20 protein-coding genes and 3 pseudogenes are annotated in these 26,553 nt (G+C 63.4%); 9 read left to right on the top strand and 14 right to left on the bottom strand.

Annotated features, from left to right (window positions below; all coding sequences use genetic code 11):
- Positions 1 to 295 precede the first annotated feature (295 nt).
- Together HG421_RS21585 and HG421_RS21470 are read left to right on the top strand one after the other, a co-directional pair.
- Positions 296 to 454, top strand: coding sequence for an HrpE family protein (locus HG421_RS21585; protein ID WP_429001929.1), 159 nt, complete (start codon positions 296 to 298; stop codon positions 452 to 454).
- Positions 455 to 595: 141 nt separating this feature from the next.
- A pseudogene (locus HG421_RS21470) lies at positions 596 to 983 on the top strand (CesT family type III secretion system chaperone); the annotation flags it as partial.
- Between the two features lie 465 nt (positions 984 to 1,448).
- On the opposite strand, the gene xopF1 reads toward HG421_RS21470, so the two are convergent.
- Together xopF1 and hap3 are read right to left on the bottom strand one after the other, a co-directional pair.
- Positions 1,449 to 3,551 carry a type III secretion system effector XopF1 gene (gene xopF1 / locus HG421_RS00365; protein WP_211161764.1) on the bottom strand — a complete coding sequence of 701 codons (2,103 nt, stop codon included), beginning with the start codon at positions 3,549 to 3,551 and terminating at the stop codon, positions 1,449 to 1,451.
- On the bottom strand, positions 3,548 to 3,994 hold the full coding sequence (gene hap3, locus HG421_RS00360; RefSeq protein WP_168968247.1) for an Hpa3 family type III secretion system protein: 447 nt from the start codon (positions 3,992 to 3,994) through the stop codon (positions 3,548 to 3,550). The genes xopF1 and hap3 overlap by 4 nt, the downstream gene beginning before the upstream one ends.
- A 271-nt stretch (positions 3,995 to 4,265) precedes the next feature.
- On the opposite strand from hap3, the pseudogene HG421_RS21130 reads away from it, so the two are divergent.
- A pseudogene (locus HG421_RS21130) lies at positions 4,266 to 4,451 on the top strand (IS30 family transposase); the annotation flags it as partial.
- Positions 4,452 to 4,725: 274 nt separating this feature from the next.
- On the top strand, positions 4,726 to 6,093 hold the full coding sequence (locus tag HG421_RS00355; protein ID WP_168968245.1) for an IS5 family transposase: 1,368 nt from the start codon (positions 4,726 to 4,728) through the stop codon (positions 6,091 to 6,093).
- A 152-nt stretch (positions 6,094 to 6,245) separates the two neighbouring features.
- Here HG421_RS00355 and HG421_RS00350 read toward each other — a convergent pair whose 3' ends face one another.
- From HG421_RS00350 to rpe, 11 genes and pseudogenes are all read right to left on the bottom strand, one after another.
- On the bottom strand, positions 6,246 to 9,281 hold the full coding sequence (locus HG421_RS00350; protein WP_248279444.1) for an HrpF/NolX family T3SS translocon protein: 3,036 nt from the start codon (positions 9,279 to 9,281) through the stop codon (positions 6,246 to 6,248).
- A 419-nt stretch (positions 9,282 to 9,700) separates the two neighbouring features.
- Entirely contained in the window at positions 9,701 to 10,483 is a 783-nt protein-coding gene (locus tag HG421_RS00345) for an SIMPL domain-containing protein (protein ID WP_169708042.1), read from the bottom strand.
- Between the two features lie 5 nt (positions 10,484 to 10,488).
- The gene (locus HG421_RS00340; protein WP_168968243.1) at positions 10,489 to 11,577 is read right to left on the bottom strand and encodes a threonine aldolase family protein; all 1,089 of its coding nucleotides are present in this window, start codon (positions 11,575 to 11,577) and stop codon (positions 10,489 to 10,491) included.
- On the bottom strand, positions 11,577 to 13,052 hold the full coding sequence (gene trpE / locus HG421_RS00335; protein WP_168968241.1) for an anthranilate synthase component I: 1,476 nt from the start codon (positions 13,050 to 13,052) through the stop codon (positions 11,577 to 11,579). The genes HG421_RS00340 and trpE overlap by 1 nt, the downstream gene beginning before the upstream one ends.
- Positions 13,053 to 13,627: 575 nt before the next feature.
- A complete protein-coding gene (gene yegS / locus HG421_RS00330; protein WP_168968239.1) occupies positions 13,628 to 14,557 on the bottom strand; it encodes a lipid kinase YegS in 930 nt (309 codons plus the stop codon).
- A gap of 170 nt (positions 14,558 to 14,727) precedes the next feature.
- Positions 14,728 to 17,757, bottom strand: coding sequence for a Tn3 family transposase (locus HG421_RS00325; protein WP_168968237.1), 3,030 nt, complete (start codon positions 17,755 to 17,757; stop codon positions 14,728 to 14,730).
- Positions 17,741 to 18,343 (bottom strand): recombinase family protein, encoded by a 603-nt coding sequence (locus HG421_RS00320; protein ID WP_057661332.1) that lies wholly within the window; start codon positions 18,341 to 18,343, stop codon positions 17,741 to 17,743. Before HG421_RS00320 ends, HG421_RS00325 begins: the two co-directional genes overlap by 17 nt.
- A gap of 375 nt (positions 18,344 to 18,718) precedes the next feature.
- The gene (gene xopE, locus HG421_RS00315; RefSeq protein WP_168968235.1) at positions 18,719 to 19,780 is read right to left on the bottom strand and encodes a XopE/AvrPphe family type III secretion system effector; all 1,062 of its coding nucleotides are present in this window, start codon (positions 19,778 to 19,780) and stop codon (positions 18,719 to 18,721) included.
- Positions 19,781 to 19,900: 120 nt separating this feature from the next.
- Positions 19,901 to 20,022, bottom strand: a pseudogene (locus tag HG421_RS00310) (IS3 family transposase); the annotation flags it as partial.
- A gap of 260 nt (positions 20,023 to 20,282) precedes the next feature.
- The gene (locus HG421_RS00305; protein ID WP_168968233.1) at positions 20,283 to 20,774 is read right to left on the bottom strand and encodes a GNAT family N-acetyltransferase; all 492 of its coding nucleotides are present in this window, start codon (positions 20,772 to 20,774) and stop codon (positions 20,283 to 20,285) included.
- Positions 20,771 to 21,472: a ribulose-phosphate 3-epimerase gene (gene rpe / locus HG421_RS00300; RefSeq protein ID WP_211161763.1), complete on the bottom strand. Its 702-nt coding sequence runs from the start codon at positions 21,470 to 21,472 to the stop codon at positions 20,771 to 20,773. Before rpe ends, HG421_RS00305 begins: the two co-directional genes overlap by 4 nt.
- Before the next feature lie 283 nt (positions 21,473 to 21,755).
- Between rpe and HG421_RS00295 the strand changes: the two genes are divergently transcribed.
- Positions 21,756 to 22,595 carry an outer membrane protein gene (locus HG421_RS00295; protein WP_168968229.1) on the top strand — a complete coding sequence of 280 codons (840 nt, stop codon included), beginning with the start codon at positions 21,756 to 21,758 and terminating at the stop codon, positions 22,593 to 22,595.
- Positions 22,596 to 22,690: 95 nt separating this feature from the next.
- Here the strand turns inward: HG421_RS00295 and HG421_RS00290 are convergent, their stop codons facing one another.
- Positions 22,691 to 23,020, bottom strand: coding sequence for a J domain-containing protein (locus tag HG421_RS00290; protein ID WP_168968227.1), 330 nt, complete (start codon positions 23,018 to 23,020; stop codon positions 22,691 to 22,693).
- Positions 23,021 to 23,227: 207 nt separating this feature from the next.
- Between HG421_RS00290 and HG421_RS00285 the strand changes: the two genes are divergently transcribed.
- From HG421_RS00285 to HG421_RS00270, 4 genes are all read left to right on the top strand, one after another.
- Positions 23,228 to 24,154, top strand: coding sequence for a phosphoribosylaminoimidazolesuccinocarboxamide synthase (locus HG421_RS00285; RefSeq protein WP_168968225.1), 927 nt, complete (start codon positions 23,228 to 23,230; stop codon positions 24,152 to 24,154).
- A 132-nt stretch (positions 24,155 to 24,286) separates the two neighbouring features.
- A complete protein-coding gene (locus HG421_RS00280; protein WP_168968223.1) occupies positions 24,287 to 24,952 on the top strand; it encodes a hypothetical protein in 666 nt (221 codons plus the stop codon).
- Positions 24,953 to 25,475: 523 nt separating this feature from the next.
- Positions 25,476 to 25,730 (top strand): hypothetical protein, encoded by a 255-nt coding sequence (locus HG421_RS21125; RefSeq protein WP_248279443.1) that lies wholly within the window; start codon positions 25,476 to 25,478, stop codon positions 25,728 to 25,730.
- A 224-nt stretch (positions 25,731 to 25,954) separates the two neighbouring features.
- The gene (locus HG421_RS00270; protein WP_168968219.1) at positions 25,955 to 26,491 is read left to right on the top strand and encodes a hypothetical protein; all 537 of its coding nucleotides are present in this window, start codon (positions 25,955 to 25,957) and stop codon (positions 26,489 to 26,491) included.
- The last annotated feature ends 62 nt before the right edge of the window (positions 26,492 to 26,553 follow it).

Here is a 26,553-nt window from a genome sequence, read left to right as displayed (position 1 = left end):
CGCGACGCCTCAATCGCCGGAGCTATCAGGGCTGAGGTCATCCCTGGGCACGCGTCCCGGCAGGTCGCGAAGGAGCGTCGACGATCCATCCATGGAGCACCATGGGGTGGCTCAACGCGGCGGAGATCCATCTCTGGATCATCACCTATTGCATGTAGGCGAACATCCATTCATGGGGCAGCATGAGCCGCTACTCATGGGCCAATACCCCGCTGTGGAGCAACATGAGCTGCAGCGGATCGCCGGCCACGGTCGACTTCCCGATGCCCCTGCAACGCCTGCGGCAAGCCAGCAGATCGATTCGCTGCTCGACGATCTCGGCGCATCCAACGTCGATCAGAAGCACATGAACGACACAATCACCATGCTCAAGAACGACCTTGATTACAATGTAACGGTCAACAAGTACATCGGCAAGGCCGGCGACAACGCAAAAAGCCTGGTCGGTCAGTAACGGTCCTTGACATGACGCAGGGCTAGTCGCTGGCCCTGCGCGTGTTCCCGGCAGATACGCACCACCCGATCCGAGGTGATCGCCCGGCAGATGAGCGAAACGAGGGACCGGCTGGATGTCCAGACGTTACCCAGCTGATGCGTGCTGTGGGTGGGGTTTGCGTCCTATTTGCGCGTGCCCGGAGCCCGGGCCGAGGATGCTGCACAGCAGGCGCAGGAAGAAGATGCACTGTACCTGCGCACCTCCTACGGCCTCGTTCCTGCTTGACGGAGATCGATAGTCTTCCGGCGATTGCCGGAACCCCATCTGCCGGCGTAGGCGCATGGTCAGGCGCCACGCCGATTGAGTGATGCCGGGGTCATCATCTCGATCAATGCGCGTTCTTTCACGTGACGACATCGCTAGCGCATGGATCTGCGATCTGCTCGCAGATTCCACCGACCATGGTCGTTGATGGAACAACACCATCTTCATCGCGCACGACGACATGTTTGAAAGAATCGCGATGGAAAATCATCTCCGGCTGCGCACACAAGCACGAACGCCGATGCGCCGACGAGGGCGATTGCCCGCCCCGCCCTATCCCAGGCCATCGGGACGACCGCATTGTCCAGAAGGACCACAGCGATTGATCGCCTGCCACTGTACTGGCAGGCGCGGCACATGCATTGCGGGGCCGTTCTTCGCGGCACCCGGATCGAGGCGCGCTAGGCAGCTACACCAGAACGTGCAGCGCTGCTGCCTGTCCATCGCCTGGAGCATGACGCACGCACCCATGCCAGCCCCGAGCTGCGCCTGGCTGACTCGGCCAACGCAACTCCCGCACGCCCAACAGGTGCTGGCCACCCGGAAGGCTCTACTGTGCAAATACATCGCAGGCTACAGCAGTCGCGCGGCGCCGCACCGGGAGCGCCAACGGGCAACAGACGCAACGGTGGTTGCGTCTGTCGTTGCGGCTTGCGCCATGCAGTGGATGACCTACAGGATTGATCGCTTATGGCCGGCCATTTTCCCACTGGCGAAGCTGCTCGCTGTCGTGCAATACATCCTTGAGTCTCTGTAGTTCGGTCCTGAGTGTATGCGTCAGGTCGTTGCTTGGCACGCCGCTGAACATCGACGCCTGCCCGGCGCGCAGGCGATCGAGTGCGGTGCCCACGGTCGCAATCGACACGGACTGCGTGCCGATCTCCGTGCGCAATTCCTCCAGCGCTTCACGCAGTCTTCCCGCCAGCGGCCCCGCTGCAGGCGCAAGCGGCTGCCCTTCCTCCAAGGCCTGCGCAATCTCCTGCGATGTCGGCGCCGAAAACAGCGCGATGGCCGCGTCGATGGGTTGGGCCAGCGCCTGCAGTGTGCGTGCGATGGTGCGTTGGTGGCCGGCGGCGCTAACGGCGCGCGCCTGATCCAGTCGCGTCGCCTGGGTGGCGTTGCTGCCGTTCTTGGCCTTGAGCGCATTCCAGAGCGTATCGTTGAAGAAGGTCTGCGCTGCCTGTTGCACGATCGTCGCGTTGGAATCGATGCCCTCGCCGGTAACGCTGCCGTTTGCGTCGCCGCCGCGCAAGGGCGAAGCGATCAGGCGGGCGGCACCGAGCGAGGCGAAACTGACCATCACGTTGCTGACCATGTGCCGGACCAGCAAGTCGCGGACCGCCGTGGTGATCGCATTGGTGGTACTCAAGGCCTGCCTGGCCAACCCGAGGCCTTCCATTCCGGTTTGCAGCAGATAGTTTGGGAAATGCACAGCGTCTGACCAGTGCGCGGGCCGACGCGTCTTGTCCGGCAACGCCAGCGCGAACAGATTCAGCCGCTGCTGGTCGCCAAGCAGGCCGGGGACGCGCATCTGGCCACTACGCGCAACCGCCTTGCCGGTTTCGAGCATTGCCTTCTGCACGACCCCTGCCCCGCCGATGGCGAGCGCGCTCAAGCCCAGTTGGCCGCCCGGGGTGAGCGTGCCCGGGTCGTCGGAGGTCCGCCGCGCCGCATTGAACCCTGCGTTGATCGTCGGCTTGAGCAGCAAGGTGTCCAGGGACTTGTCGTCCAGCGTGGATTGCCACTGGGTAACACCTGCACGTAGGTCGTAGACCTGTGCCTTGAGCTCGGGAAGCGTTTCGCTGTCGCCCTCTCCGGGACGCGTGAAGCGCTTGTTTTCGCCATCGATTTTCAGCAAGACCGGCGGCGGGTCGGGCACCAGGATCTTGGGGTCGATGGCCTGGAACCGCGGCAGGTTGGCGACACGCGCGCGCCGATCCATCGCCGGGATCAGCAACGTATCGCTGATATAGGACATCGTGCCCGCCGCCACGCCGGACAGCGCCGTGGTACTCAGTGTCTCCGACCCTGGCGCGCGCGCGCCGTCGTAGGCAGCGCCCGCCAAGAGGCCGAACGGGGTCCGCATAGCGCCGATGATGAAGGCTCTGAGACACTCGTAGGCGATCGGCCACGCGGCCTTCGCGCCTGCCGTCTTCATATCGCCGACAATCTGGTATCCGGCATCCGGCCCGAATGCGGCGATGCGTTCGTCCACGCGCGCGTCCGCCCATTGCAGATACGCGGCCTGCAGTTCCTCCTGCTCCTGTGATGGCTCCGCGAAGTGCAGATTGTCCAGGCGCGTACGTAGCTGCCCCTTCAACTCAGCAGCTGCCACGGCGCTGCGCTGCGCATAGGTCGCTGCGGCCTCAGGCGCATGCGGCTCATCGACGAGCGAGGACGCGTAGCTTGCCGGCAGAGTGTGAAACGTTGCATCCGTCGACTGCGAGGACTCCGAGCGATGCGATGCGCCATGCGCGTCGAAGACCAGGGACGTGGGGCTGGACGGCGGAGTGTAAAACGTTGCATTCGTCGACGCCAACGACTGCGAGGACTCCGAGCGATGTGATGCGCCATGCGAGGCTTCGGCGTCAGTCGCGCCAGTGGTCACGCGACGTAATACTTGTGGGCGACGGCTGCGCAGCAACTGCCCCGAAGGCAAGCCTGCAAGTGTGCCGGTCGGCAAGGGCGTCTGTGTGGGAGGAACGTCCTCCTCGCCCTGCGTCAAGCGTGCATGCGCAGAAGACGTGGCGCCGCTGCCGATAGAGGTTCCGGTGTTGTTGGTGAGCTTCACGAGGCCACCTCCGCCGTGCTACCGGCCTGTGTCACCAGCGCGTCCAGCACCACACGGGCAACCACCTGCCCGCGTTCCAATGCGGCGGCCACATCGTCGGGCGTGCGCACGCGCAGCAGCGGGCAGACGCACAGCAGGCCAAGATCCGACAGCGCCAGCCGCCAGCCGTATTCGGTGAGCAATTGCTCCTGTAGCGCCAGCAGCGTCACCACCTCATCGCCGCCGAGCTCGCGTGCGGCCATTGGCAGGATCACTTCCGGAAACGCTGTCAGTTCGCCCTGCTGCATCTGCGTGTGGACACGGCACAGCATGCCCGCAGGTCCGAGAATGGTTTCTCCAGCGCCTAGTCGCTGTGCAAGCTCGCCGGGCAACCCAAGGCGGGTGCCGAGGCCGATGAAAAACGCTGTGTTCGCTGTGTGGTGATTTTCTGATTCCAACGTCATCTGAGTCTCTCCAGAGAAATGCGATGAGTTACCAATACACCAGTTCGGTAAGACCTAAGTGTCTGGCTGGGGATGCACGCTCAAGCCAGACACTGCGAACCACTCGCGCCGCACACGAAGTTGGTCTTGTAGCAAGCGCGCAACCGAGACCCGTGTCATACGTCTTGCAGGTGCGCGCAAACGGAAGATCATTGGCCGAACGGCGCGGCGACAGACACGGACCCTCGACGGTCTGCAGCGGCGCACGCAAGCGCGGCTGAGCACGCCTGCCAATGGCCTGCTGCGGCAATTCCTGGCCAAGGGTGTGGACCTGACGCAGGCCGGTCAGGAGTACCTCGATCGTGTCGCCAAGCTGATGAATGTGCGGCCGCGACAGACATTAAACTGGATGACGCCGGCCGCGGCACTCGAGAAGGACATTCTCCAATTCAAATCACGTGTTGCACTTGAATATTGAGACCGCTGTATTTTCAATCGCCACCAAGCAATCGCCAGGTTGAGTCATCAGCAACACGTGCGAGCATGGCGTTCAGGATGGCGTAATCTCCGCGATCTGAAATCTTGTTCAGACCTCACTTCGATCAGCACACGCGCATGAGCGAGCGAGTCTACCGCGTCGTCCCTGAAAATCCCCACCATCCCAGTCACAGCAAGGCTTCACCGGCCGCGCAGGCGTGCCGGAACTACCAGTTTTCGCTACGCTGTGGGCTGATTTCTTGCAATTTCCGTCCATGCGTACACGCCGCCCTGCTGCCGAAGACACCCCCGCCGAGGAGTTGTTTCGTTCGCGCCTGGAGAACCAGATCGATCTGCGCCATCCGCTGGCGCAGTTGAGTCAACGGATGCCGTGGGCCGCGTTGGAGCAGGCGCTTTGCTCGCACTTGCCGGCCACGCCCGCCGGAGGTGGGCGTCCGGCCTTGCCGGTGCGCTTGATGACCGGTTTGCTGTACCTCAAGCACGCCTATGACCTGTCCGACGAAGCGGTGTGCGAGCGCTGGCTGGAGAATCCGTACTGGCAGTTCTTCACCGGTGAGGTGGTGTTCCAGACGCGTCTGCCATGCGATGCCAGTTCGCTGACGCGCTGGCGTCAGCGCCTGGGCGAAGCTGGGATGGAAGAGGTTCTGGCGCACACGATCAATGCGGCGCACGCGATGAGGGCGGTGGATGCACGCGAGCTGTCGCGGGTGATCGTCGATACCACGGTGCAGGAAAAGGCAATCGCCTATCCGACCGATAGCCGTCTGCTGGAGGTGGCACGCAAGAAGCTGGTGCTGCTGGCCAAGCGCCACGGTATTGCGCTTCGGCAAACCTACGCACGGCAAGGCCCTGCCTTGAGCCGCAAGGCGGGCCGCTATGCCCATGCGCGCCAGTTCAAGCGCATGCGAGCTGCGCTGCGGCGCCAACGCACAGTGTTGGGGCGCGTGGTGCGCGATATGCAGCGCAAGCTAGACGCAGTGGAGGACAGCGTGCGCGAGCGCATCGCTGTGTGGCTGGACCGTGCGCAACGCCTGTACACGCAACACCCCAAGGACAAGCACAAGCTGTATGCGTTGCATGCTCCGGAGGTGGAATGCATCGGCAAGGGCAAAGCGCGTCAACCGTACGAGTTTGGCGTAAAGGTCGGCATTGCGGTGACGGCCTGCAAGGGATTGGTCGTGGGTGCGCGGAGTTTCCCTGGCAATCCGTACGACGGCGATACCTTGGCCGAGCAACTGGAGCAGACACGCGGATTGCTGCAAGACGTGGCTGTCGCCCCGACGGTAGCGATCGTGGACCTGGGCTATCGCGGGCGCGAGGTCGATGGGGTACAGGTGCTGCACCGTGGGAAAGCCAAGACGCTGACGCGCCGGCAGTGGCACTGGATCAAGCGACGGCAAGCGGTGGAGCCGGTGATCGGCCATCTGAAAGACGACTGCCGGCTGCGCCGCTGCAGATTAAAGGGCACCCAAGGCGATGCACTGCATGTCCTGGGCTGCGCCGCCGGCTACAACCTGCGCTGGTTGATGCGCTGGATCGCGCTTTTGCGTGCCTGGATCCGTGCCATGTCGCAGTTATCCCTGGGCGCCATGGATCGGTCACAGCTCGCAATTGGCGTCTGAAAAGGATTTTTCAGAGACGACTACCGCAGCTGCCAGATGTGGCCTGGAAGAGCGCGCTTGCAGATCAAGTGACCGGCACGCCAACGCAGAGGGCAATCCTGGCAATCGCCCTCTGCTCCCCTCACAGTAGACGCTCAAGCCAGGCGCCGCCGTTACCTGAGCCGGCCACCCCTCAAATTCCTGAGGTTCTCCTTCGTGTCCGCCTCGAAGTTGTCTGCAATGGACCCGGGGATGGTCTGCTTGCCTAGCGGCAATCCGCCCGCGTCTTCCAGATTTTCGCGGATGTCGCCATGGTCTCTCTCCTTGTCCAATTGCACTTCTTCGTAATGTAGGCCCGCCATCACAGGAACCTTCAGCAGGTCGGTGTATATACCGATGGTTCCGCCTACGACATGATTTTTCGCCAAGGCGGCGATTTTCTCTTTCCTGGTTGCGCCTTTGGTTGCTCCTTTGGTTGCTCCTTCGGTAGCACCCTCCGTTGCTCCTTCGGTAGCACCCTTCGTTGCTCCTTCGGTAGCGCCCTTCGTTGCCCCTTCGGTAGCACCCTTCGTTGCCCCTTCGGTAGCACCCTTCGTTGCTCCTTCGGTAGCACCCTTCGTTGCTCCTTCGGTAGCGCCCTTCGTTGCCCCTTCGGTAGCACCCTTCGTTGCTCCTTCGGTAGCACCCTTCGTTGCTCCTTCGGTAGCGCCCTTCGTTGCTCCTTCGGTCGTGACCTTTCCCGCTCCCTCAGCGGCGCCTTTGGTCGCACTCTCGCTCGCTGCCTTGGCCGCACTCTCCGCGGCTCCCTTGGCAGCCCCTTTGGCTGCGATCCTGGCGCCCGGCCCACCGACTGCACCAACGACCGCTCCAGCCATGTTGATGCCGGCGAGTTTCCACGCAAGCCCCATGTCGCCGCCCTGCAGTGCCGTATCGAGCACCTGTGCAGCCTGCGCTTCGCCCTCCAGTGCCACCGCTGCTGCATCGGCAAATTCGCCGATGACGGGAATGCCGTTCAGTGCACTCAGTCCGACCGAGGCCCAATCCAGGATCTTGCTGTCCCATTTCAGGAACTCATGCAATCCCTTGCCGAGGGTGCCGATATCCTTCTTCTTCTTCTTGATGTCCGGTTGATCGGCTTTGCCCATCACCATGTCCGCGAAGGCCTTCTGCTGTTCGGGTGATGTGGCCGCGTGCGTGGGCGATTTTTCAACGGTCTTGTTGGCCGCCGTCATATGCTCGTAGAACTGCTGGAAGTCCTCCTTGCTGATCTTGCCCGAGTCGACGACATGACCACCGCCAAAGAAGCTGTGCGGCTTCTTGTAGCCGGTGATCGAATTATTCAACAACCCGAACAATAGCGGATCGGCCAATAGCTGCTTGGCGGCATCGCGAACCGCAGGATCAGCTTTATCGTCCTTGGCGATTGAGTCGAGCTTGTCGCGGGTCACCTCCTTGCCGTCGCCGAAGAACGCATCCTGATGACCACTGATCGTGTCCAGCGTTTTCAGTTCGGATGCTGTCAGATGCATCTGCGAAGCAGATTTTTGCAGGAAGTCCGGGGTACTCATCGAGCCCGAGTCTCCTGCCAGCGCCTTCCATTGATCGGGGTGCTCTCGAAAATACTGTGCCGCAGCGATCACTTGTGGGGGGCACTTTTGAATATCGCTGTCGCCTTCGACGAGTTGCTTGAACGCCTCCTGATTCAGATCCTTCGGCAGGTAGTCCGAGTAGCGATAGAACTCGCGCATTGCATCGCTTTCGGTCATGACTGTCGGTTGGGTCTTTTCCGGACTATCGGAGGCAACATAGTTCTGCGTGTAGCCTTTGGCCTGCTTGTTGGCGTACTCCGCTACTTGCGAGTGACCGGCCGAGAACTTGCTGAGATCGCCGGACTTGATCTTGCCACCGCATTTGCCATCGCCTTGCGACCCGATCGCAAAGAACAGCCGTGGATCCTTCTGCAGTTCCGTCAATGCCTTCTTCAGATCCGGCGGTGTCGCGGGATCGTTGATCTTCGCATCGAGATCGGTCCACGCCAGCGGCAGCTTGTCCTTGTGGCGATCGAGCGTGGTGACGATCTCCAGTTCATTCTGGGTGAGCGTGCCGCCGTCCCACGTGACCGAAGAGCCATCGACCGGCGGCGGCAGGTCGCTTCCTTGCATTTTTTCGGGGTTGTAGGTCGCGTTCTTGCCCCCCATGGCAGTGACCTGTGGATGACGATCGGCAAAATCGTACAGGTTGTCCGCAATCAACGTGCCATTGCACTTGCCCTGATCGTCTTGATGGTGCTTGCCGTGCCCTTGGGACGCGATGGCGAAGAACAGCCCGGGATCGTGTTGCAGGCCTTGCAGCGCCTTCTTCATGTCGGGCGGTGTGGCGGGATCGTTGATCTTTTCGTCGAGCTTGGCGAACTCGATCGGCGTCATGTCACGGTGTTGATTGAGCGTGGAAACGATCTCCAGCTGAGATTTCGTGAGGGTACCGCCGTCCCATGTGACCGTTGAGCCTTCTGCCTGCGGCGGTGGCGTGTCTCCCTTGATATTCTTGGGATTGAATTCAGCGTTCTTTCCGCCCAGATCGGTCACCTGTTGATGGTGATCCGCAAAATCCCAAAGATCTTGAGCTTTGATCTTGCCGCCGCATTTGCCGTCGCCCTGCGAGCCGATGGCAAAGAACAGGCGGGGATCCTTTTGCAGGCCTTGCAGTGCACTCTTCAAGTCAGGAGGCGTAGATGGGTCGTTGATCTTGTCGTCGAGCTTTGAAAACTCGAGGGGCATCTTGTCCTTGTGCTGATTGAGCGTGGAGACAATCTGAAGCTCAGACGCAGTGAGCGTACCGCCATCCCATGTCACCGATGACCCATCAACCGCGGGCGGTAGCGTGGATCCCTTGACGTCCTTGGCGTCGAACCCTGTCGAAGGCGTTGGCCAAGACGTGCGTTTCTCGATCGGCTGACTGGCTTGAATATCATCAGCCGAGGGTGCTGGCGTTCCAGGCGTGTCGACGGTCGGATCATCGCCTGGAACATTGCCGTATGCAGCGCCTATCATGCGGTAGATCTGCTGCAAGAATAGATTATCCATCCCCACCAGGAAATCGGAGTCGGTCATACCAGAGTCGGATCCGGGCGACTCCAGAGAGGACGGTTCATCCGTTAGAGGGAGAGTCAGACCTGCGCTGCTCCCGGTCGAAAGCGTGTTGAGCGACATGTAGGCGACCTCGCATTGACAAAGCATTGGCAACGCCGCTGATCTGACGAAATACACATGCCATGACAGAGACATGTCTCGGGCGGCGAGCACAAATGTTCGCCGCTGCCCAGGCAGGATGCATGCCCGGATGAACTATTTTGGCGAAAAAAGCGCAGAAATCGGCCTGTGGGCGCAAGGCTATGGCTGGATCCGAGCAGAGTTATGATGCATTTCCATACAGCCTTCGTCGCTGTCCCGAATTCATATGTGATACCTGCAGCGACACCCGCAAATTCGCCGGATTACCATGGACCCAGCCGGACCACGATGGATCCTGGGAGCCCAGGAATCCTCATCTATCGATGCTTCCACGGGCTTCCCTGGGCCCCACTACCCTTACATGCTGGTTATCCAGCATCAGCAGCATGGCAAGGGACTCATTGCGCGATCAGGAAGACCGCATAGATGTTTTCGGTATAGGTGATGGTGCCGGTCAGCAGGCTTTCGCCCACGCCCTGCACGCCAGCGGCCGGCGCGGGCGGCGGCGGCGGGGCCGGCGGCGATGGCGGAGAGACCACCGAGCCTGGCCTTGGCGCATTGGGCGCCGACCAAGTGCCTGCTTCGACACCGTAGGCAAAGCTGGGGGCGATATCGGAAATGCTGTAGATCCCGCCAAGCCGCACACCGTAGGCGGCCGCAAGCCCCTGCGCAGATTCGCGCGACTGCGTGGCGGCTTCGCGCTTGAGTTCTGCACGCAAGGCGGCGGCATCGGCGTAGCCGGTCTGCATCGACAGCACCTGCACGTTTTCGTTGGCATCCAGGCCGCCAAGGAAGGCGCGCACATCCTTCAAAGACGTAAATGTGCCGCGGATCTTGCGCTCCACCCGGGTGCCTTCGAAGACGGACTTGCCCGCTTCATAACGTGACTGCGGCGCGATCGACAACGCGGAGGCATACAGCGAATCCTTCAACACATGGTTGCGTTGCAATCCGTCCAGAACCACGCGTGCGCGCTCCTCCACAAACTTGCGTGCCAGATCCGGTTGCAGTTCGGTCTTGCTGACCTTGAGATCGATGATGAACCGGTCCGGATCAACGGTGCGCAATGCCTGCCCTTTCACCAGCAAATGCGGTTGCGATGGCAAGGTATCGATCTGCGCCGATGCCATCGCGGGCAACAGCAGAGCACCAGCGAGCATCCAGGCTGCGCGTCTTTTCAGCGTCATCATCCTTGTGCCCTGGAAATGGCCCCGAGTGTGGGATCTCGCAACAGCGCAGCAACATCCGCACACAGACGATCGACAGTATCAGCTGTGGTCGCCCACGAGGTCACGAAGCGAATGACCAGCCGCCCATCGCTGCGCGTTTCCCAGCGTTCGACGTCGTAGCGGCGTGCGATCTGCTCGGCCTGCTGCGCAGTGACGGCGATGAATTGCTGATTGGTCGGCGAGTCGCTGGCAAATTCCACGCCCGCGGCCAGCAGGCCGGCGCGCAGGCGCTGCGCCATGGCGTTGGCGTGCGCGGCCAGTTCGAAGAACAAGCCGTCTTCGAACAAGCTGGCGAACTGCGCACCCAGCACCATGCCCTTGGCCAACAGCGCGCCGCGTTGCTTGATGAGGTAGCGCAGATCGGCCTGCAGGTCGGGATGGATCACGATCAAGGCCTCGCCGAGCAGCGCACCGTTCTTGGTGCCGCCGATGTAGAACGCATCGGTGAGGGCGGCAATGGTCGGCAGATCCAGATCGTTGCCGTTGGCAGTCAGCGCTGCGCCCAGCCGCGCACCATCGAGATACAGCAGCAGATCGTGTGCGCGACAGAAGCGCGACAACGCTTCGAGTTCGGCGCGGGTGTAGATGGTGCCGCTCTCGGTACTGTTGGAGAGATAGACCAGCCGCGGCTGCACCATGTGCTCGTTGCCGTGCACCGCAAGCACCGGCGCGATCAAGGCAGGCGTCAGCTTGTCGTGCAGCGCCGGCACCGTGAGCACCTTGTGGCCGGTGGCCTCGATGGCGCCGGTTTCGTGCGTGGCGATGTGCCCGGCTTCGACCGCAATCACCGCCTGGTGCGGGCGCAAAAATGCGCTGATCGCAATCAGGTTGGTCTGGGTACCGCCCACCAGCAGATGCACCGCGGCCTGCGGCTGCGCGATGGCCGTGCGAATCAATGCCGCCGCGTGCTCGCTATGCCGATCGGTGCCATAGCCGGCGTTCTGCTCGGCACTGGCCTGCACGATTGCCTGCAGCACACGCGGATGCGCGCCTTCGCTGTAGTCGTTGCGAAAACTGATGCGCACAGCGCTGCCCTGCCCGTCCATCACAGCCCCTTGGCGGCCTGGGCCACCGCGCGAAACAACGCGCGCCCCTTGTTCATCGTTTCCTGCCATTCCAGGTCGGGATCGGAGTCGTAGACCACGCCGCCGCCGGCCTGCACATACAGGTAGCCGTCCTGGATGACTGCAGTACGGATGGCGATGGCGGTATCCGCATCGCCATGCCAGCCGATGTAGCCGACTGCGCCGGAATACACGTTACGCTTGACCGGCTCCAGCTCGCGGATGATTTCCAGCGCGCGGATCTTCGGCGCGCCGCTGACGGTGCCGGCCGGGAAGGTGGCGCGCAGCACATCGCTGTAATTCAGGCCGGCCTTGAGCGTGCCGGTGACCTCGCTGACGATGTGCATGACGTGGCTATAGCGTTCGATCACGAACTGCTCGCCCACCTTGACCGTGCCCGGCTCGGCCACGCGACCGACATCGTTGCGGCCCAGGTCGATCAACATCACGTGCTCGGCGCGTTCTTTCGGGTCGGCCAGCAATTCTTCTTCCAGCGCCTTGTCCAGCTCCGGCGTTGCGCCGCGCGGGCGGGTGCCGGCGATGGGACGCACGGTGACCACACCATCGCGCAGGCGCGCCAGGATTTCCGGCGAGGAGCCGACGACCTGCGTGCCGCCGACATCCAGAAAATACATGTAGGGAGATGGATTCAAGGCACGCAAGGCGCGATAGACATCCACCGGGCGCGCACGGAACGGCACCCGCAAGCGCTGCGAGGGCACCACCTGGAAGATGTCGCCGGCGCGCACGTACTCCTGTGCCTTGCGCACCACCGCGTGGTACTGCTCGCGGGTAAACGAGGAATGGAAATCCGATTCGTCGATGGCGTCGGAAATCTGCGCCTGCGGATAGCCGGCACCGCCCTGACGCAGGCGATGCGCCAGCTCGTCCAGACGCCGGTTGGCGCGTACATAGGCCTGCGACTGACGTGGGTCGGCATGCACGATCAGGTACAGACGGCCCTTGAGGTTGTCGAACACCGCCAGCTCTTCGGAGAGCATCAGCAGGATGTCGGGCGTGCCGAGTTCGTCGGGCTTGTCGCCGCTGCCCAGGCGCGGCTCGATGTACTGGATGCACTCGAAGCCGAACCAGCCGACCAGCCCGCCGGTGAAGCCGGGCAATCCGTCCAGTCGTGGCACCGAATGCTCGGCGCGCAAGGTATCGACCTCGGCCAGCGGGTCGGCGACCTGCCGGGTGTCGATGACTTCGCCGTGCTCGCTGACTTCCAACGTGTGACCGCGGAAGCTGTACACGCGCCGCGCCGGCAGGCCGATGATGGAGTAGCGCCCGAAGCGCTCACCGCCTTCGACCGATTCGAACAGATAGGTATAGGCGCCGTCGGCGAGCTTCAGATAGACCGACAGTGGCGTGTCCAGGTCGGACAGCACTTCGCGGACAACGGGGATACGGGTGTGACCTTCAGCGGCCTGGCGCTGGAACTGCTCTGCAGTGATCAAGACGACTTTCCTTCCGGGACTCTGTGGCGGGGCGGACGACGGCAACGGGCCACCATCGCCACCAGCGGCGAGCGGAAGAGAGGGAGCGTGGGGTCGTCAGGCCGGACACGCGCCTACTGTAGCGCAACTGCACGCCCAGGGCAGCAGGCCGGGGCGAACACGGTTCGAATTGCGAAGACGGGCCTGGGGTGGTCCGGTGCGTGTGCGCATTGATTGCCGTCAGAGGCGGGCAACCTGCGTCCTGCTGCCTGGCCGGGTGTTGGTGCGTGCGCCGCAGGAGGCGTTGCTTGGAGCCCGGGTCATGCCGGCGGCTTTCATGGCGGCGCAGGCACCTCACCCCAACCCCTCGCTCCGCGCCCCAGCCCGCGCCAGCGGCGCGAGCGCTCCGAGGCGCGCGCCAATGGCGCGCAAGCCGTGCCTCATCGCCCCGCCGGGAGAGGGGCTTTCAGCCGCGTGCTGGTCGTCGCTCCGATCGTGACGCCGCTATTGCGCTTCTGGCGGCGTTGACGTGCGGGCACCCGCGTATCGGCACAGCCCACTACGCTCTTCCAATTCCCGATTCCCGGTTCCCAGCCTCACCTACCAACCAGTGGGCACCGGGCGGGCAAATGCATCCGCAACCGCGCCGGCACGCAGTCGATGCGGAACTGCAACGCGGTCTCCGGCTCGCCGTCCAGGTTCAGCGTGAGCGGTTGATGCGAGGCGATCTCCAGCCACGGCAGCCGGGCGCGCACGGCCACACGTTCGAGCGCCGCCTGCTTGCCGCTGGTCACCAGGGTGCCGAGCGTGGCGGCCACCTCGCCGTTGAGTGCGGGCACGATGGTGACGTCGAGCAGGCCATCGTCGACCAGCGCGTCCGGGCACAGCGCCTGGCCGCCGCCGGCCTGGCGCCCGTTGCCCAGGCCAAGCGCGATGAACTCGCCTTCCCAGCTGAAGTCCGGGCCGCTGAAGCGTGCGCTGATCGGGTCGATCCGGCCCAGCCGCGACATGCCGGTGATCAGGTAGGCCAGCCCGCCGAGCATCTTCTTCAGGCCTTCGTCGGTTTCCACGGTGACCTGGGTGCCGAACCCGCCGCTGGCGACATTGGCGCACCAGTGCGGCCCGTGCGCGGTGTCCAGGCGCAGCAGGTCGATCGCCTGCGCCGGGCGGCTGGCGATCAGAGCGAGCGCGTCGACGGGTTCGATGGGGATGTTCGCGGCCGTGGCGAAGTCGTTGGCGGTGCCCAGCGGCACCAGGCCCAGCGAGGGCAGCGTGGCGGCATCGCCCTGGTGATGGGCGAGCGCGGCGGCCACTTCGCTCAGGGTGCCATCCCCGCCAGCGGCCACCACGGTGTGCACGCCGTCGGCCACCGCTTCGGCGACATAGCGCTCGGCGTCGCCTTCTTCCCAGGTGACCCGCACCTCCAACTGGACGCCGCGCTCACGCAGGCTGCGCACCGCCTGGCGCACGTCCTCGTTGTCGGTGGACTTGCCGTTGAGGATCAATCGCCAGTGGGACGGAGCCATGCGCACTGCCGGTTGTGGAATGAGGGTGGCGGCAGGCTAGCAGCGGGTCGATGCGTGAATCGTGAATACGCGCACTGCCCTGGCTGTCATGCCTGTGTCATCGCCGACCCGGAGCATGGAAGGCCATAGCAGGGGATGTAAGCCGGAACCCCAGAAAATTCCGTCACCCCTCACCCCAATTCCAACCCCGCCACGAGCGCATCCAGATCGATCAAGTTGCCGTTACTTTGGAAGGTGTAGTGCCCGTTCAGCAGGATGTGTCGCCACGCCGCCGGTGACATCTTCGTGATCAGCAGCACGGCTTTGGCGTTGCCGCTGGCCTCGTACTTCGTCAACAGGCGCGACAGGATCGCCGAGTTGTAGTAGATGATGGCGTTGGCCATCAGCCGTGCGCATTGGTTGCTGATTTCGATTTCGATGTCTGTGTGCCCGGTCAGCTCCTTCTTGCCGCCGACCTGGGCGATGGTCGAGCGTAGCTGGTGGTAGGACTCAATGCGATTCTGCGAGCGGTGCACGCTGCGTTCCCGTTGCGGGTCGCGCAGGTAGCGCAATGTGTAGATGCTGCGCACCAGCTTATCGAACTCGAAGATGGCGCGCCGCGTCGGGTTCGGCGCGGTGTACGTGCATAGCTTGCGGATCAGGGTGCCCTGAGTCATTTCCTTCAGGCCCAGCGTGGCGACGATCCGGTCGATGTTGCTCTTTTCGCTGACGATGAGTTGCCGATCGATTTGGCCGACCGGTCGGATCAGGCACGTCTCGTACAACGCCGGTTCGTCGGCGCAATACAGATCCTGCAATTGGGCGTCCAAATCGGTGAAGCGCGGCTCGAAGCGCAGTCCGAACCAGTGCAGGATGGCGAAGTTGGCCTTGTTGACGCTGTGCATATCGCCGGTAATCGCCGTTGGCACGATATCCGACGTGTTGCGATACCAGATGTCAAACACGTGGTGCCCTTCGTATTCGTGAGCACCGATTAGGTATCCGTTGAGCGGAACATGGTTGCACAGCAGCGTATAGGCGACGACACCCTTGCCGCGGCCGAAGTATTTGCGCGAGTAGCGCGCTTTCACGGTCGGACGCTCGACGCCGAATTTCTGGCCATCGACCGCACCGTACAGCGCGCCTAGGTCGAACGAGTAATGCGGGAAGATCGGCAGCACGGCGATGGCGTTGCTGATGCAGTCGTTGGCCGCGTGCAGCGATGCTTGCCGTAGGTATTGCTGGTAGGTGCTCTCCAGCACGTGGTACGGGATGTCGCTGGTACGCGCCATGACCAGATTGCCGTGGTTCATTGCCTGGGCAATGATGACTGCCATCAGGCTGTCAGCGTCGGCCACCTTCTTGGCATAGCGTGGTTGCAACGGAGTGAGCGCCGACAAGAATTGACACTGACCGTTGACATAGCGGAACACGTCGGCCACGTCGCAAAATGGCAGTTGCTCGTAGAGTGCCTGCTCATGCGCCTTGTGGTTCTCGCTCTTGGGCTTGCGCCACGTCAGCGTCTGCGTGGCCTTGCCGTAGTCGAGGTGCTTCAGCTTGCCCTGCTTCAGCTCACGGTTGAACGCCAACCACTGCGTTCGCAGTTCTGCCGTCAGTGCAATGAGTTGGGCCTCGATCGGTTCGCGCAGGAACGGGATGTCCATCGGAGCCAGTACATCGGCGTTCTCATCGAGCGACACCAACTCGTCAGAGAGGTGCCGATGTTGCAAGCTGTCGTCGAGATAGAGTTCGCCCGACTGGAAGCGCTTCCTGACCTGGCGGTACAGCCAGAACTCGTAGCGGTCTGCGTGCAGGCCGGTCGGCTTGCTGTCGGCGTCGAAGGTCAGCAAGTACGGTCGCAACCGTTTCGGCAACGTCGCTGTTGGACATTCGACGAGCGGACGTTGCGACAGGCGCTGCTGTTTGGCGAACACACTCTTGGCCCAGATCAGTGCTGCCAGCCACGGGTTGCTGGGGTCGGTGCCGGCAAGGTCGAGCGCGACATACAGCGGTCGCAGATGACGGCGCATGCGTTCGGCCAGCCCGTCCACCGCCTGCCAATGCAGGGCCAGCTTGCTCGCTGGTTTGATGCTCATACGATGGCCGACGAGCTGAAGCGCGTCTTTCGGTATGATCTTGTACGCCCGCTGCCGCACGTTGCCGAACGGTGTGGTGTCGGCCACCGTATCGTCGACATAGAGCAACAGCAGGCGTCCGACTCGTGGCGTTTCCTGCTGACGCCGTACCTGCTCGGCGACGAAGGATTGCTTGGCGCCGGCACGACTTTCATCCTCTAGTCGCTTCATGTGATAGGCCATGGCATCGACCAGGTTGTCGGTGAGTTGCCGATAGCGCAGCCAAGCGTAGCACAGCAGGTAGAGATGGGTCTGGTCCGGCTTGAGGTTTCGCAGGTCGTGGACGGTATAGAAGTTCGCCAGGCTCGCGTAGTAACGCACGTTCTGTTGCGAGATGCCCAGCTTGGGCAACAGCGTCTTGGCGATCCCGTGCAGCGGCTCCAAAATGGTGCGCTTCTCGCGTTCACGGGCCATCTGACGCCAGCCGAAATCTTTGGCGTCTTGCCGGAGCACCGCCAATTCGGACAGCGTGTTGTCTCGTACCAAAAGCTGGGATAGCGCGGCTTTGGCCGAATCATCCAGCACTTCGGCCAGCAGGCCACCTAAGCGCCGACGTTCGGCCGACAGCGTGGCGCTCACCAGTTCTTGCACAGTCGTGTAGCCGGGCCGGATGATCTTGCGTTCGTTGAGCCAGACGATCAGCTCGGCGGCGACGAAGCTAGGCGTCACGTCGCGGCGTGCGATCTGGGCGGCCTGCTGCGCGAGTTGTGGCAGAAAATCGGCTGCCCAGAGCCGATAGCCGAACCATTCGGCGATGCGCTCGCGCTGGGTGTAGTGCTCATGTTTGGTGATCGTCTTGCGTTCGAAGTCCTCGCCGTGGAAGTAGCGACTCAGCACAAAGGCGCAATCATCCTCGACTTCGCTCCAGTTGAAGCGGAAAAAGGCGTGCTTGGCCTTGAAGTAGCCGATCTGCAAGACGCAATAGGCCCGCGCATGGAGGCCGGGGCGACTGGCCGCGAACGTCAACTCCGCCTCGGACAACGCCAAGTATTCCAGCCGCTGCGCATCGTCGAAGTCCGGCAGGCCATAAAGCGCTTCCTGCTCGGCGTCCGAGAGGACGGTGAGCAGCTTATTCTTGTTGCTCATCGGCCGTTCTGCCCGTTCCACGCCAACCCTCTCGCTCCAGCGTTTCGATCAAGGTGGTGCGTTTGACGCCGAAGTTGCGGCACACGGCCGCTTTCGACATCCCGCCGTTCAGCGCGGCAATGATGGCCTCCAGCTTTTCGCCGACGATGGCCAGAGGTCGCCCGCCGGTGCGGCCACGCCGCCGGGCAGCGGCTAGGCCCGCGACGACGCGCTCTTGGATCAGGGCCCGCTCGTACTGCGCAAGTGCGCCGAACACATGGAACAGCAACTCGCCGGACGCCGTGCTGGTATCCATTCCCTCGGTCAGCGAGCGGAACGCCACTTGCTTGTCCTTGAGTGAGGTCACGATGGCGAGCAAGTGCGACAGCGAGCGGCCAAGCCGGTCGAGCTTCCAGACCACCAGTACGTCACCGGGCCGGACGAATTCGAGCGCCTTCGTCAAGCCTGCGCGGTCATCCTTCGCGCCTGAGATGCGATCCTCGAACAGGTGTCGGGCATCAACGCCAGCAGCGAGCAGTGCGTCGCGTTGCAAGTTAGTGCTCTGCCGGTCGGAGTCCGACGACACACGCATGTAGCCGACCAACATAGGCGAATAACCATCGGGAACCGGTTTCCGCATGGTAGCGTGTGGCGACGGGGTTTTCCGCACACTTTTTACGGGGTTCTGCGATCACTTGTGCTGGGAGGCTGCCTACATGTCGCAAAACACTTGTTTTGCGACATGCCGGCACCTTGACGCCACTAGGCCATCAGGCCGATAACGGTGTGTAGTTGAAACCGATCAAGCAGCTGTTCGCCTGAGTGGGGCGGTCATTTCTCCCCCCGTTTGCCCACTGTTGCGTCGAACAGGCAGGAGGCATCACCTGCTCTACAGCGGTCGTTTGCGCCCAGCCGGGAACTGGCTATTTGACATCGACGCCAGACAGGCTACATCCAAGCCCAGTTGGTACCAGATGAAAGTTCACCAACTCAATGGCGGGCGACCCAAGGCATCCAGGCGTTCTGCATCTTCAAGGATCGCAGCAGTTGTGCGCGGCGAAATTGGCTGTGCGTCATCCAGTGCATAGGCTTGCCGCGCAGCATCGGCGGCTAGAGCCTCACGCGTCCGCGGTGAGTGCTCTTGCAACCTTTGACGCGTGTTTCGGGCCAGATCGGGGGCGATGACCGGCATCGAGGAACAGATATCGCCAGGTGCGGGGTTGGCTAGAAAGGCTGTCTCTAGGTCGCGCGCATTTGCATGGAGTTCAGTTTGCGGGTCCTCGATCTCGGCTCTGAATGCGTTTGTCCTGGCCAGCGCGTCGATTGCATCAGGCTTGTCGAAGCGTTCAACTACATTGGTGGATGTTCCGTACGTTTCGGCCCAGTGCGAATCCCTTAGTAGAACGGCCGGACCGTCGGCCCACGAGTCGAGAACTACAGTGGATTCTTCCGCCTCTGCCGAGCCTGGGGGCCGGTAGAGCGCGTAGACGTGGGTCTGGTCGTAGTCGCGTACGGTCATCATCTGCCCGCCATTCTCCATGCGGACTGCATGCCGACGTGCGTTAATCGCTGCATTGTGATCACAATTGCCTGCCCCCGCAGCCAGCGCACTGCCTGCCAGTAAACTTTCGTCATTTTCACCGAGACAGTAAGACAGGGAGCTATAAGTGGCGCTCCGTCCGTTGCTGAGCCGCAGATCGCTATCGACATTGCCTCGCCCACGGTGCAAGGCGAGTCGTGTCTCGTGCACCGTCTCTGTAGCATCGGCAAGGCGTTGACGGTCGCTCGCGTCTTCGATGGGTCTGCCGTTGAGTCGCATACCAAGCTGGTAGGCCGCCTGCTGAACTTCGTGCGGTTGTAGGGTTGGCTGCCGGAAGCGCCCCCGCCTCGTTCCCGAAGAGCCGAGTGCCACCAAGCCATGCAGGCTGGGTGAGATGGGCGCCTCGGAGGATGAAGGCGTAGAGGGCGTGGTCTGCTCTGTGGCGTGACTTGCATAGTGGTCGGGTGAACCTGCCACGCTCGGCTTTGAAACGCATAGACCCATTTTTGATCTCCGACAGTGACCTCAGAATCAAGTCTCGCAAAGAGCTCTATGAATGTCGTTGGTTCACCGAAGTCATGTTTGGGAGCGCGAAAGGTGATACGCCCAGGGTTCCGGAGACACTCAAGACCCTCGTTGCGCGTAGCGCCGTTCAACTCTACATGGGACAGGTCGCCAGTTGAACCGTGGCGGCAGTTGAGGTTGTAGAACATCTCGATGTAGTCGAATACCTCGGCGCGAGCGGCGGCGTGGCGACACATCCTGCTGAACGGGCACTACACCTTCCAAAGTAACGGCAACTTGATCGATCTGGATGCGCTCGTGGCGGGGTTGGAATTGGGGTGAGGGGTGACGGAATTTTCTGGGGTTCCGGCTTACATCCCCTAGCAGGGACGACGGGCGGAGGCGGGATCAGCCTCCAATTTTCTTGAAGGCCGCTCCGATGGGGCGGCCTTCCTTTTGCCGGGCGGGTGCGCGGCGCCTGAGTGCAGTGCAGCGTCTGCGCTCAGGCACCTGCGGCAAAGGCTGCCAAGCGTTCGCCATCGAGCCGGTACACTGTCCAGCCATCCATCGGGCGGGCACCGACTGCCTGGTAGAAGTCGATCGCCGGCTGATTCCAGTCCAGCACCGACCACTCGAAACGTCCGCAGCCACGCTGTACGGCCAGCTGCGCCAGATGCCGCAACAGCGCCAGGCCCGCCCCCTTGCCGCGCGCCTGCGGGCGCACGAACAGGTCTTCCAGATACAGACCGTTGCGGCCCAGCCAGGTGGAGTAATTGAAGAAATACACCGCAAATCCCAGTGCCTGGCCGTCCTGCTCGCAGATCAGCGCATGCGCGGTGGCGCCGTCGCCGAACAGGCTGGCGCGCAGATCGTCCTGGCTGGCCGTGACCGCATCGGGCTCGCGCTCGTAGACCGCCAGCGCGGTGATCAACTCGTGCAGCAACGGCACATCGTCTGGCGTGGCCGTGCGGATCTGCGGCGTCGCCGGGCTCATCGCACTGCGTCCACCGCCGCGCGCATCTGCGCGATCACCTGTGCATAGTCGGGCGCGTTGAAGATGGCCGAGCCGGCCACGAAGGTATCGGCACCGGCGGCGGCAATCGCGCCGATGTTGTCGGCCTTGACCCCACCGTCGATCTCCAGCCGGATCGGCTTGCCCAGCGCATCGATCTTGCGGCGGATGGCGCGCAGCTTGTCCAGCGCCGACGGAATGAAGGCCTGCCCGCCGAAGCCGGGGTTGACCGACATCACCAGCACCAGATCCAGCTCCGGCAGCACCCAGTCCAGACTATCCACCGGGGTGGCCGGATTGAGCACCAGGCCGGCCTGGCAGCCGTGCGACTTGATCAACTGGATGGTGCGGTGCACGTGGCGGCTGGCTTCGGGGTGGAAGCTGATGGTGGTGGCACCGGCCTCGGCAAAGTCCGGCACGATGCGATCCACCGGCTCCACCATCAGGTGCACATCGATCGGGGCGACGATGCCGTGCTTGCGCAGTGCCTGGCAGACCATCGGGCCGATGGTCAGATTGGGCACGTAATGGTTGTCCATCACATCGAAGTGCACCCAGTCGGCGCCGGCCTTCAGGACGTCGTTCACTTCTTCGCCCAGACGGGCGAAATCTGCGGACAGGATGGACGGGGCGATGGCCGTCGGTTGCATGGGCAGCTCGGGAAAATGCAGGAGCCCCATTGTCGCAACCAGGGACCGGCGAGGAAAGCCGAGCCCGGCCGGAGGTTCGACCCAACCATCGCAGCGACGGCGGGGACCAGCCTTGCCCGGCATCCAGGCGAGGCAGGAGTAGCGGCGCAGGGCATCCTGGCCAAGTGCGCATCGTCCACGCAGCGCCCTGGCGAGCGCCCGACGGCATCCGCACGGACGCGCGCGTCGCAAAATGCGAGCGCCGGTGCATCCGTAGCGGACGCGAGCGCGTAGGTACCAGACCGGCGCGCCGCGCCAGATGCAAGGAGACCGCATGAAAACCACCCCGCTCGCTTCCGCTGCTCTCGTCCTGCTGGCCCTGGCCCCGTCGGCCTGGGCACAAACCGGCCCGGCCGACTGGTCCGGCTTTTCCATCGGCGCCAATGTCGGCGGCGCCGATCCGACCGGCGTGTCCGGTGGCCGCTTCGGCTTCGATACCGATCTGGATGGCCGCGACGGCGACCAGGTCAGCACCGCCACCGGCGCCGATGCGTTCTCGCCGGGCTTTTGCGGCGGTGCGGCGGCCGGGCGCACGCCGGCCAGCGGCTGCAGCAAGGACAAGGGCGGCGCCGAATACGGGGCGCGGCTGGGCTACGACTGGCAGGCCGGCAACTGGGTCTATGGCGTGGTGGCCGAGTACACCCGCAACGACATCCGCGACAGCGTCAGCGCCTTCAGCACCACGCCTGCGCTGTACACCTTCACCCGCCAGCTCAATCGCACCGCCGCGTTGCGCGGCCGGGTCGGCTATGCGTTTGGCGCGCAGGGCGATTACCTGGCGTACTTCACCGCCGGCGTGGCGCGCGGCGAGTTCGACCACAGCTTTGCCAGCAGCAACACCGCCAACAGCTTCACCGGCAGCGGCGGCGACAGCGCCGATGGCTACCAGGCCGGCATCGGCCTGCAGCGTCGCTTGAGCGACCACGTCTCGGTAGGTGTGGAATATCTGTTCACCCGGCTGCAGGACGAAGACACCCGCGTCCGCGTCGGGCCTGGCACCGCGCCGGCGACCAACCCGTTCCTGCGGGTCAACCCGGCCGGTACCGATCTGCGTCGCACCGACACCGACTTTTCGACCAATGCGATCCGCCTGACCCTCGGCTACCGCTTCTGAGCCGCGCATCGGGCCGGGCCGCCGCGGTCAGGCCCGATCAGGCTGCGCTGCGCCTGCCGGAAGCGACTGTCGGGCGTCATGTTCGCAACATGAGTTCAGCGCTTGCGCAGCCGCTGGATACGGTCGTAGGCGGCGTTGATCTGGCTGGCCTTCTTCTCCGCCTGACGGCGCGCCTCCGGCTCTGCGTTGGCCACCTTGTCCGGGTGGTAGCGCGACATCAGCCGGCGATAGGCCAGATCGATCTCGGCCGTGGTGGCGTCCGGCTCCAGCCCCAGTGCTTCGTAGGGATTGTCCGCCCGGCGCTTGAACCAGCCCGCGTCCACGGCGTGCCCGATCGCCAGGCCGATCATCAGCCCCACCAACGGCGCACCGCGCAACAGCAGGGCGCCGGCCAATGCGCCGAGCAGTTTTCCGTACCAGGACATGGGCGATCGGAGTGGGGAAGGCAGGTTGGCGATCTTACCCGAACCCCCGCCCGGCCTGGCTGACGGGACCTCCACACCGCGTGCGCGGTTGCCGCCAATAAATCCAGCGGGGCGCGGCGAAGCGCCGTACACTACGCGGCCCGCTGCCCACCCGCGGGCCCGCCGGGTCCCGGGGACAGCGTCATTGCGACGTCCTTAGGAGTGCCTGTGTCGACCACGCTGTTGCAATCCGATCTGCCCGGCCTGCCGTTGCGTCACCGTGGCAAGGTCCGCGATGTCTTCGATATTCCGCGCGATCGCCTGCCCGCCGACGCCCCCCCGGGCGACTACCTGTTGATGGTGGCCACCGACCGCCTGTCCGCGTTCGACGTGGTACTGCCGGATCCGATTCCAGGCAAGGGCGAGATGCTCTGCCAGGTGTCCAACTTCTGGTTCCACAAGACCGACCACCTGATGCCCAACCACCTGGTCGACATCAGCGTCGAGCAGGTGCTGCCCGACGGTGTGGACCCGGCGCTGTACGCCAAGCGCGCGGTGGTGACACGCAAGCTCAAGCCGGTGCCGGTGGAAGCGATTGCCCGCGGCTACCTGATCGGCAGCGGCTGGAAGGACTACCAGCGTACCGGCAAGGTCAGCGGCATCGAACTGCCCGATGGCCTGCGCCAGGCCGAGAAACTGCCCGAGCCGATCTTTACCCCATCGACCAAGGCCGCTGTTGGCGACCATGACGAAAACATCGACTTCGATGCGATGGTCAGGACCGTCGGCGCCGAACTGGCCGAGCGCGTGCGCGATGCCACCTTGCGCATCTACCGCTTCGCCGCCGATTTTGCCGCCGAGCGCGGCATTTTGCTGGCCGACACCAAGTTCGAGTTCGGCACCGATGCCGATGGCCGCCTGTACATCATGGACGAGATGCTGACCCCGGATTCGTCGCGCTACTGGCCGGCCGACCAGTACGACGTGGGCACCAGCCCGCCCAGCTACGACAAGCAGTTCGTGCGCGATTATCTGGAGACGCTGGACTGGGGAAAGACCGCGCCGGGCCCGAGCCTGCCGGCGGAAGTGATCGACCGTACGCGTGCGAAGTACGCCGAAGCATTGCAGCGGCTGGCGGGGATTTCGGTCGATTGATGCGCAGCAAATGACAGCGGACGCGTCACCGATCACACGGCAATGCCGTGCCATCGGATGCGGCGCGAGCTTCTTCGTCGCCCACCGACTGGCCGCCGCAACCGGACCACGCACTGCAGGTGGAGTTTGACGATGTCGTTTCCTTCATACAGCCGTCGTGCATTCCTGCAACATGCCTTGCTTGCTGCGCTGCTGCTCACATCAGTGGCGTGCAATGCAGGCAAGCCGGCCGCGGCCGTGACTGCGCAGCCCGCATCCCGCCCGCTGCCAAACGCCATTGCACCGCCCCCCGCTGCAGGCAGTCACCGGTTTGCCCCGGTGATCAGGGCAAGTGGCGTGACATGTACCGATGCGACATCCGCTACCGGCTGCACGGCGGGTAACCTCGATGCAGGCGATTTCTACGATGTGGACGTGTTACCCGAGTGCGGTGACGATGGATTCTTCGCAGGCGTCTGGCGCGCATCTGGAGCCGAGGCACTCGATGCGGTGCCGACCACCGGCAGCGCTGCAACCGCCACTGCCCACCTGGCGCAGGGGCAACTCGTCTGCATCCAGGCCATCGCCCGTGGCGGGCAGAATCCGCGCTATTACTACGTGGTCACCATTCCGGCCAGCGGTGTCGCGGCATGCAACGACAGTGCACTTTGTGAAACCTATGGCGACAGGCCGATCAGGCGTCTGAGGCCGGCTGATGGCACGCTGTGTCGTGCTGCTGCCCAAGGCCGGCACGTTGGCGACTGCGCACAGGGATGGATCGATGCACAGGCACTGGACGTCTTTTCAAACGGCATGTGAGTCGGACCATGCCGTCCTGCCTTGCATGGCGAAGCGATGCGCGATCCACCCGATGCCTGCAAGACCACCGTTGGACCGATGAACATCCGCACGGCGTGCCCGCCCCACCCACACCTGATGGGGCAGCCCACGGCCTGCAGGGTCAGTAGCCCTTCATCAATGCGGGCCGGCGCTGGAGGCTGTGGCGTTCACATGACGCAACCGGGCCGCCGATAGACTTCTGCCCGCGTATGCACTGCCCCGATACGATCAGGAGGATCCATTGGCTAGTTTCCGTACGTCCCTACCCGCCCTGGCATTGAGCCTTGCGCTTGCAGCCTGCTCTGCACCGGCGCCGCCGGCAGCCTCCACCGCCCCGGAATCGCCGACCACTGCCTCGGCGGCTGCACCTGCCGCAGCCGCAAGCGCGGCCCCCGCGCCCACAACGGCGGCCAGCTGTCCCGATGCCGACTTCCCTGCCTTCTTGAAGCGCTTCAGCGCTGAGATCGCAGTCCAGGAAAAGGCGACAGCCGACCCCTTGACCATGATCCAGATCGACCCCGAGGCGCAGCCCGAGCCGGCACCCGTGACGCGTGAGGTGCCCTTGGCGCAGATCCAATGGCCCGTCATTCCAGACCTGGCAGCAGTGCGCAGCAGCGGGCGCGAAGTGGTCGTCTCCCAACAAGGCGACGGTCAGCAGGTGCTGATCCGTACCCCCGACACCGGCGACCAGCAGGTCTACTACTTCGCCCAACGCCCGTGCTGGACATTGGTCAAGGTAGACGATCAGGCCCTGTGACCGGCGCGCTATCGCCACTGCAACCCCCAACGTTTCAGGAGACCACCTTGCATCCATTTCGACTGACTGCCCCGGTGCTGGCCGTTGCGTTGGCCGCCTGCAACGGTCCGCAAGCTGCGGCAGATGCGCCCGAGACGCCGGCGGCCACTGCAGCCGCTGCGACGTCGCAGCCGTCCGCTCCTGCTTCACCACCTTCCGCCACATCGACACAAGGGACTGTACCCATGGGCACGATCGACTCCTTCGTTCCTGCTGGATCGAAGGCTCTGGAAACCATCCGCGGCGATTTGACCGGTGAAGGACGTTCCGATGCATTGCTGGTGGTGTCACCGCCGTCCACCGGCACCGAGAAACTCGGCGAGGGAGCGCCACGCACAGTGGTGCTGCTGATCCAACGAGCCGATGACGCGTTTCAGAAAGCGGCTGAAAACAGCAAGATCGTGCCATGTGCCCGTTGCGGCGGCCTGGCAGGCGACCCGTATGCGTTCTCACGCATTCAACCCGGTCAATTCACCATCTCCATCTCCGGCGGATCGCGCGAGCGCTGGGCCGATGACTTCACGTTCAAGTATTCGGCAGACAAGCGCACCTGGCTGTTGGACAAGGTGGTGCGTGATCTGTCCGATACCGAGACCGAACAACACAACACGCTGGAGCTCACCACGAACGATTTCGGCATGGTGGCATTCCAGGAGTTTGACCCCGCCACGCTGAAAAAGGCAGCGGCCCTGGACGAGGCCGCGGGCGAGAAAACAAATTAAAGGGATGTAATGGTTGGCGCGGACAAGGAGGGAGTCCGTTATTTCATGTTGCTGAAAAATGA

Origin of the sequence: Xanthomonas campestris pv. badrii (assembly GCF_012848175.1) — a bacterium.
Taxonomy (GTDB): domain Bacteria; phylum Pseudomonadota; class Gammaproteobacteria; order Xanthomonadales; family Xanthomonadaceae; genus Xanthomonas; species Xanthomonas campestris_C.
This window is presented reverse-complemented; position numbering and strand designations above follow the sequence as displayed.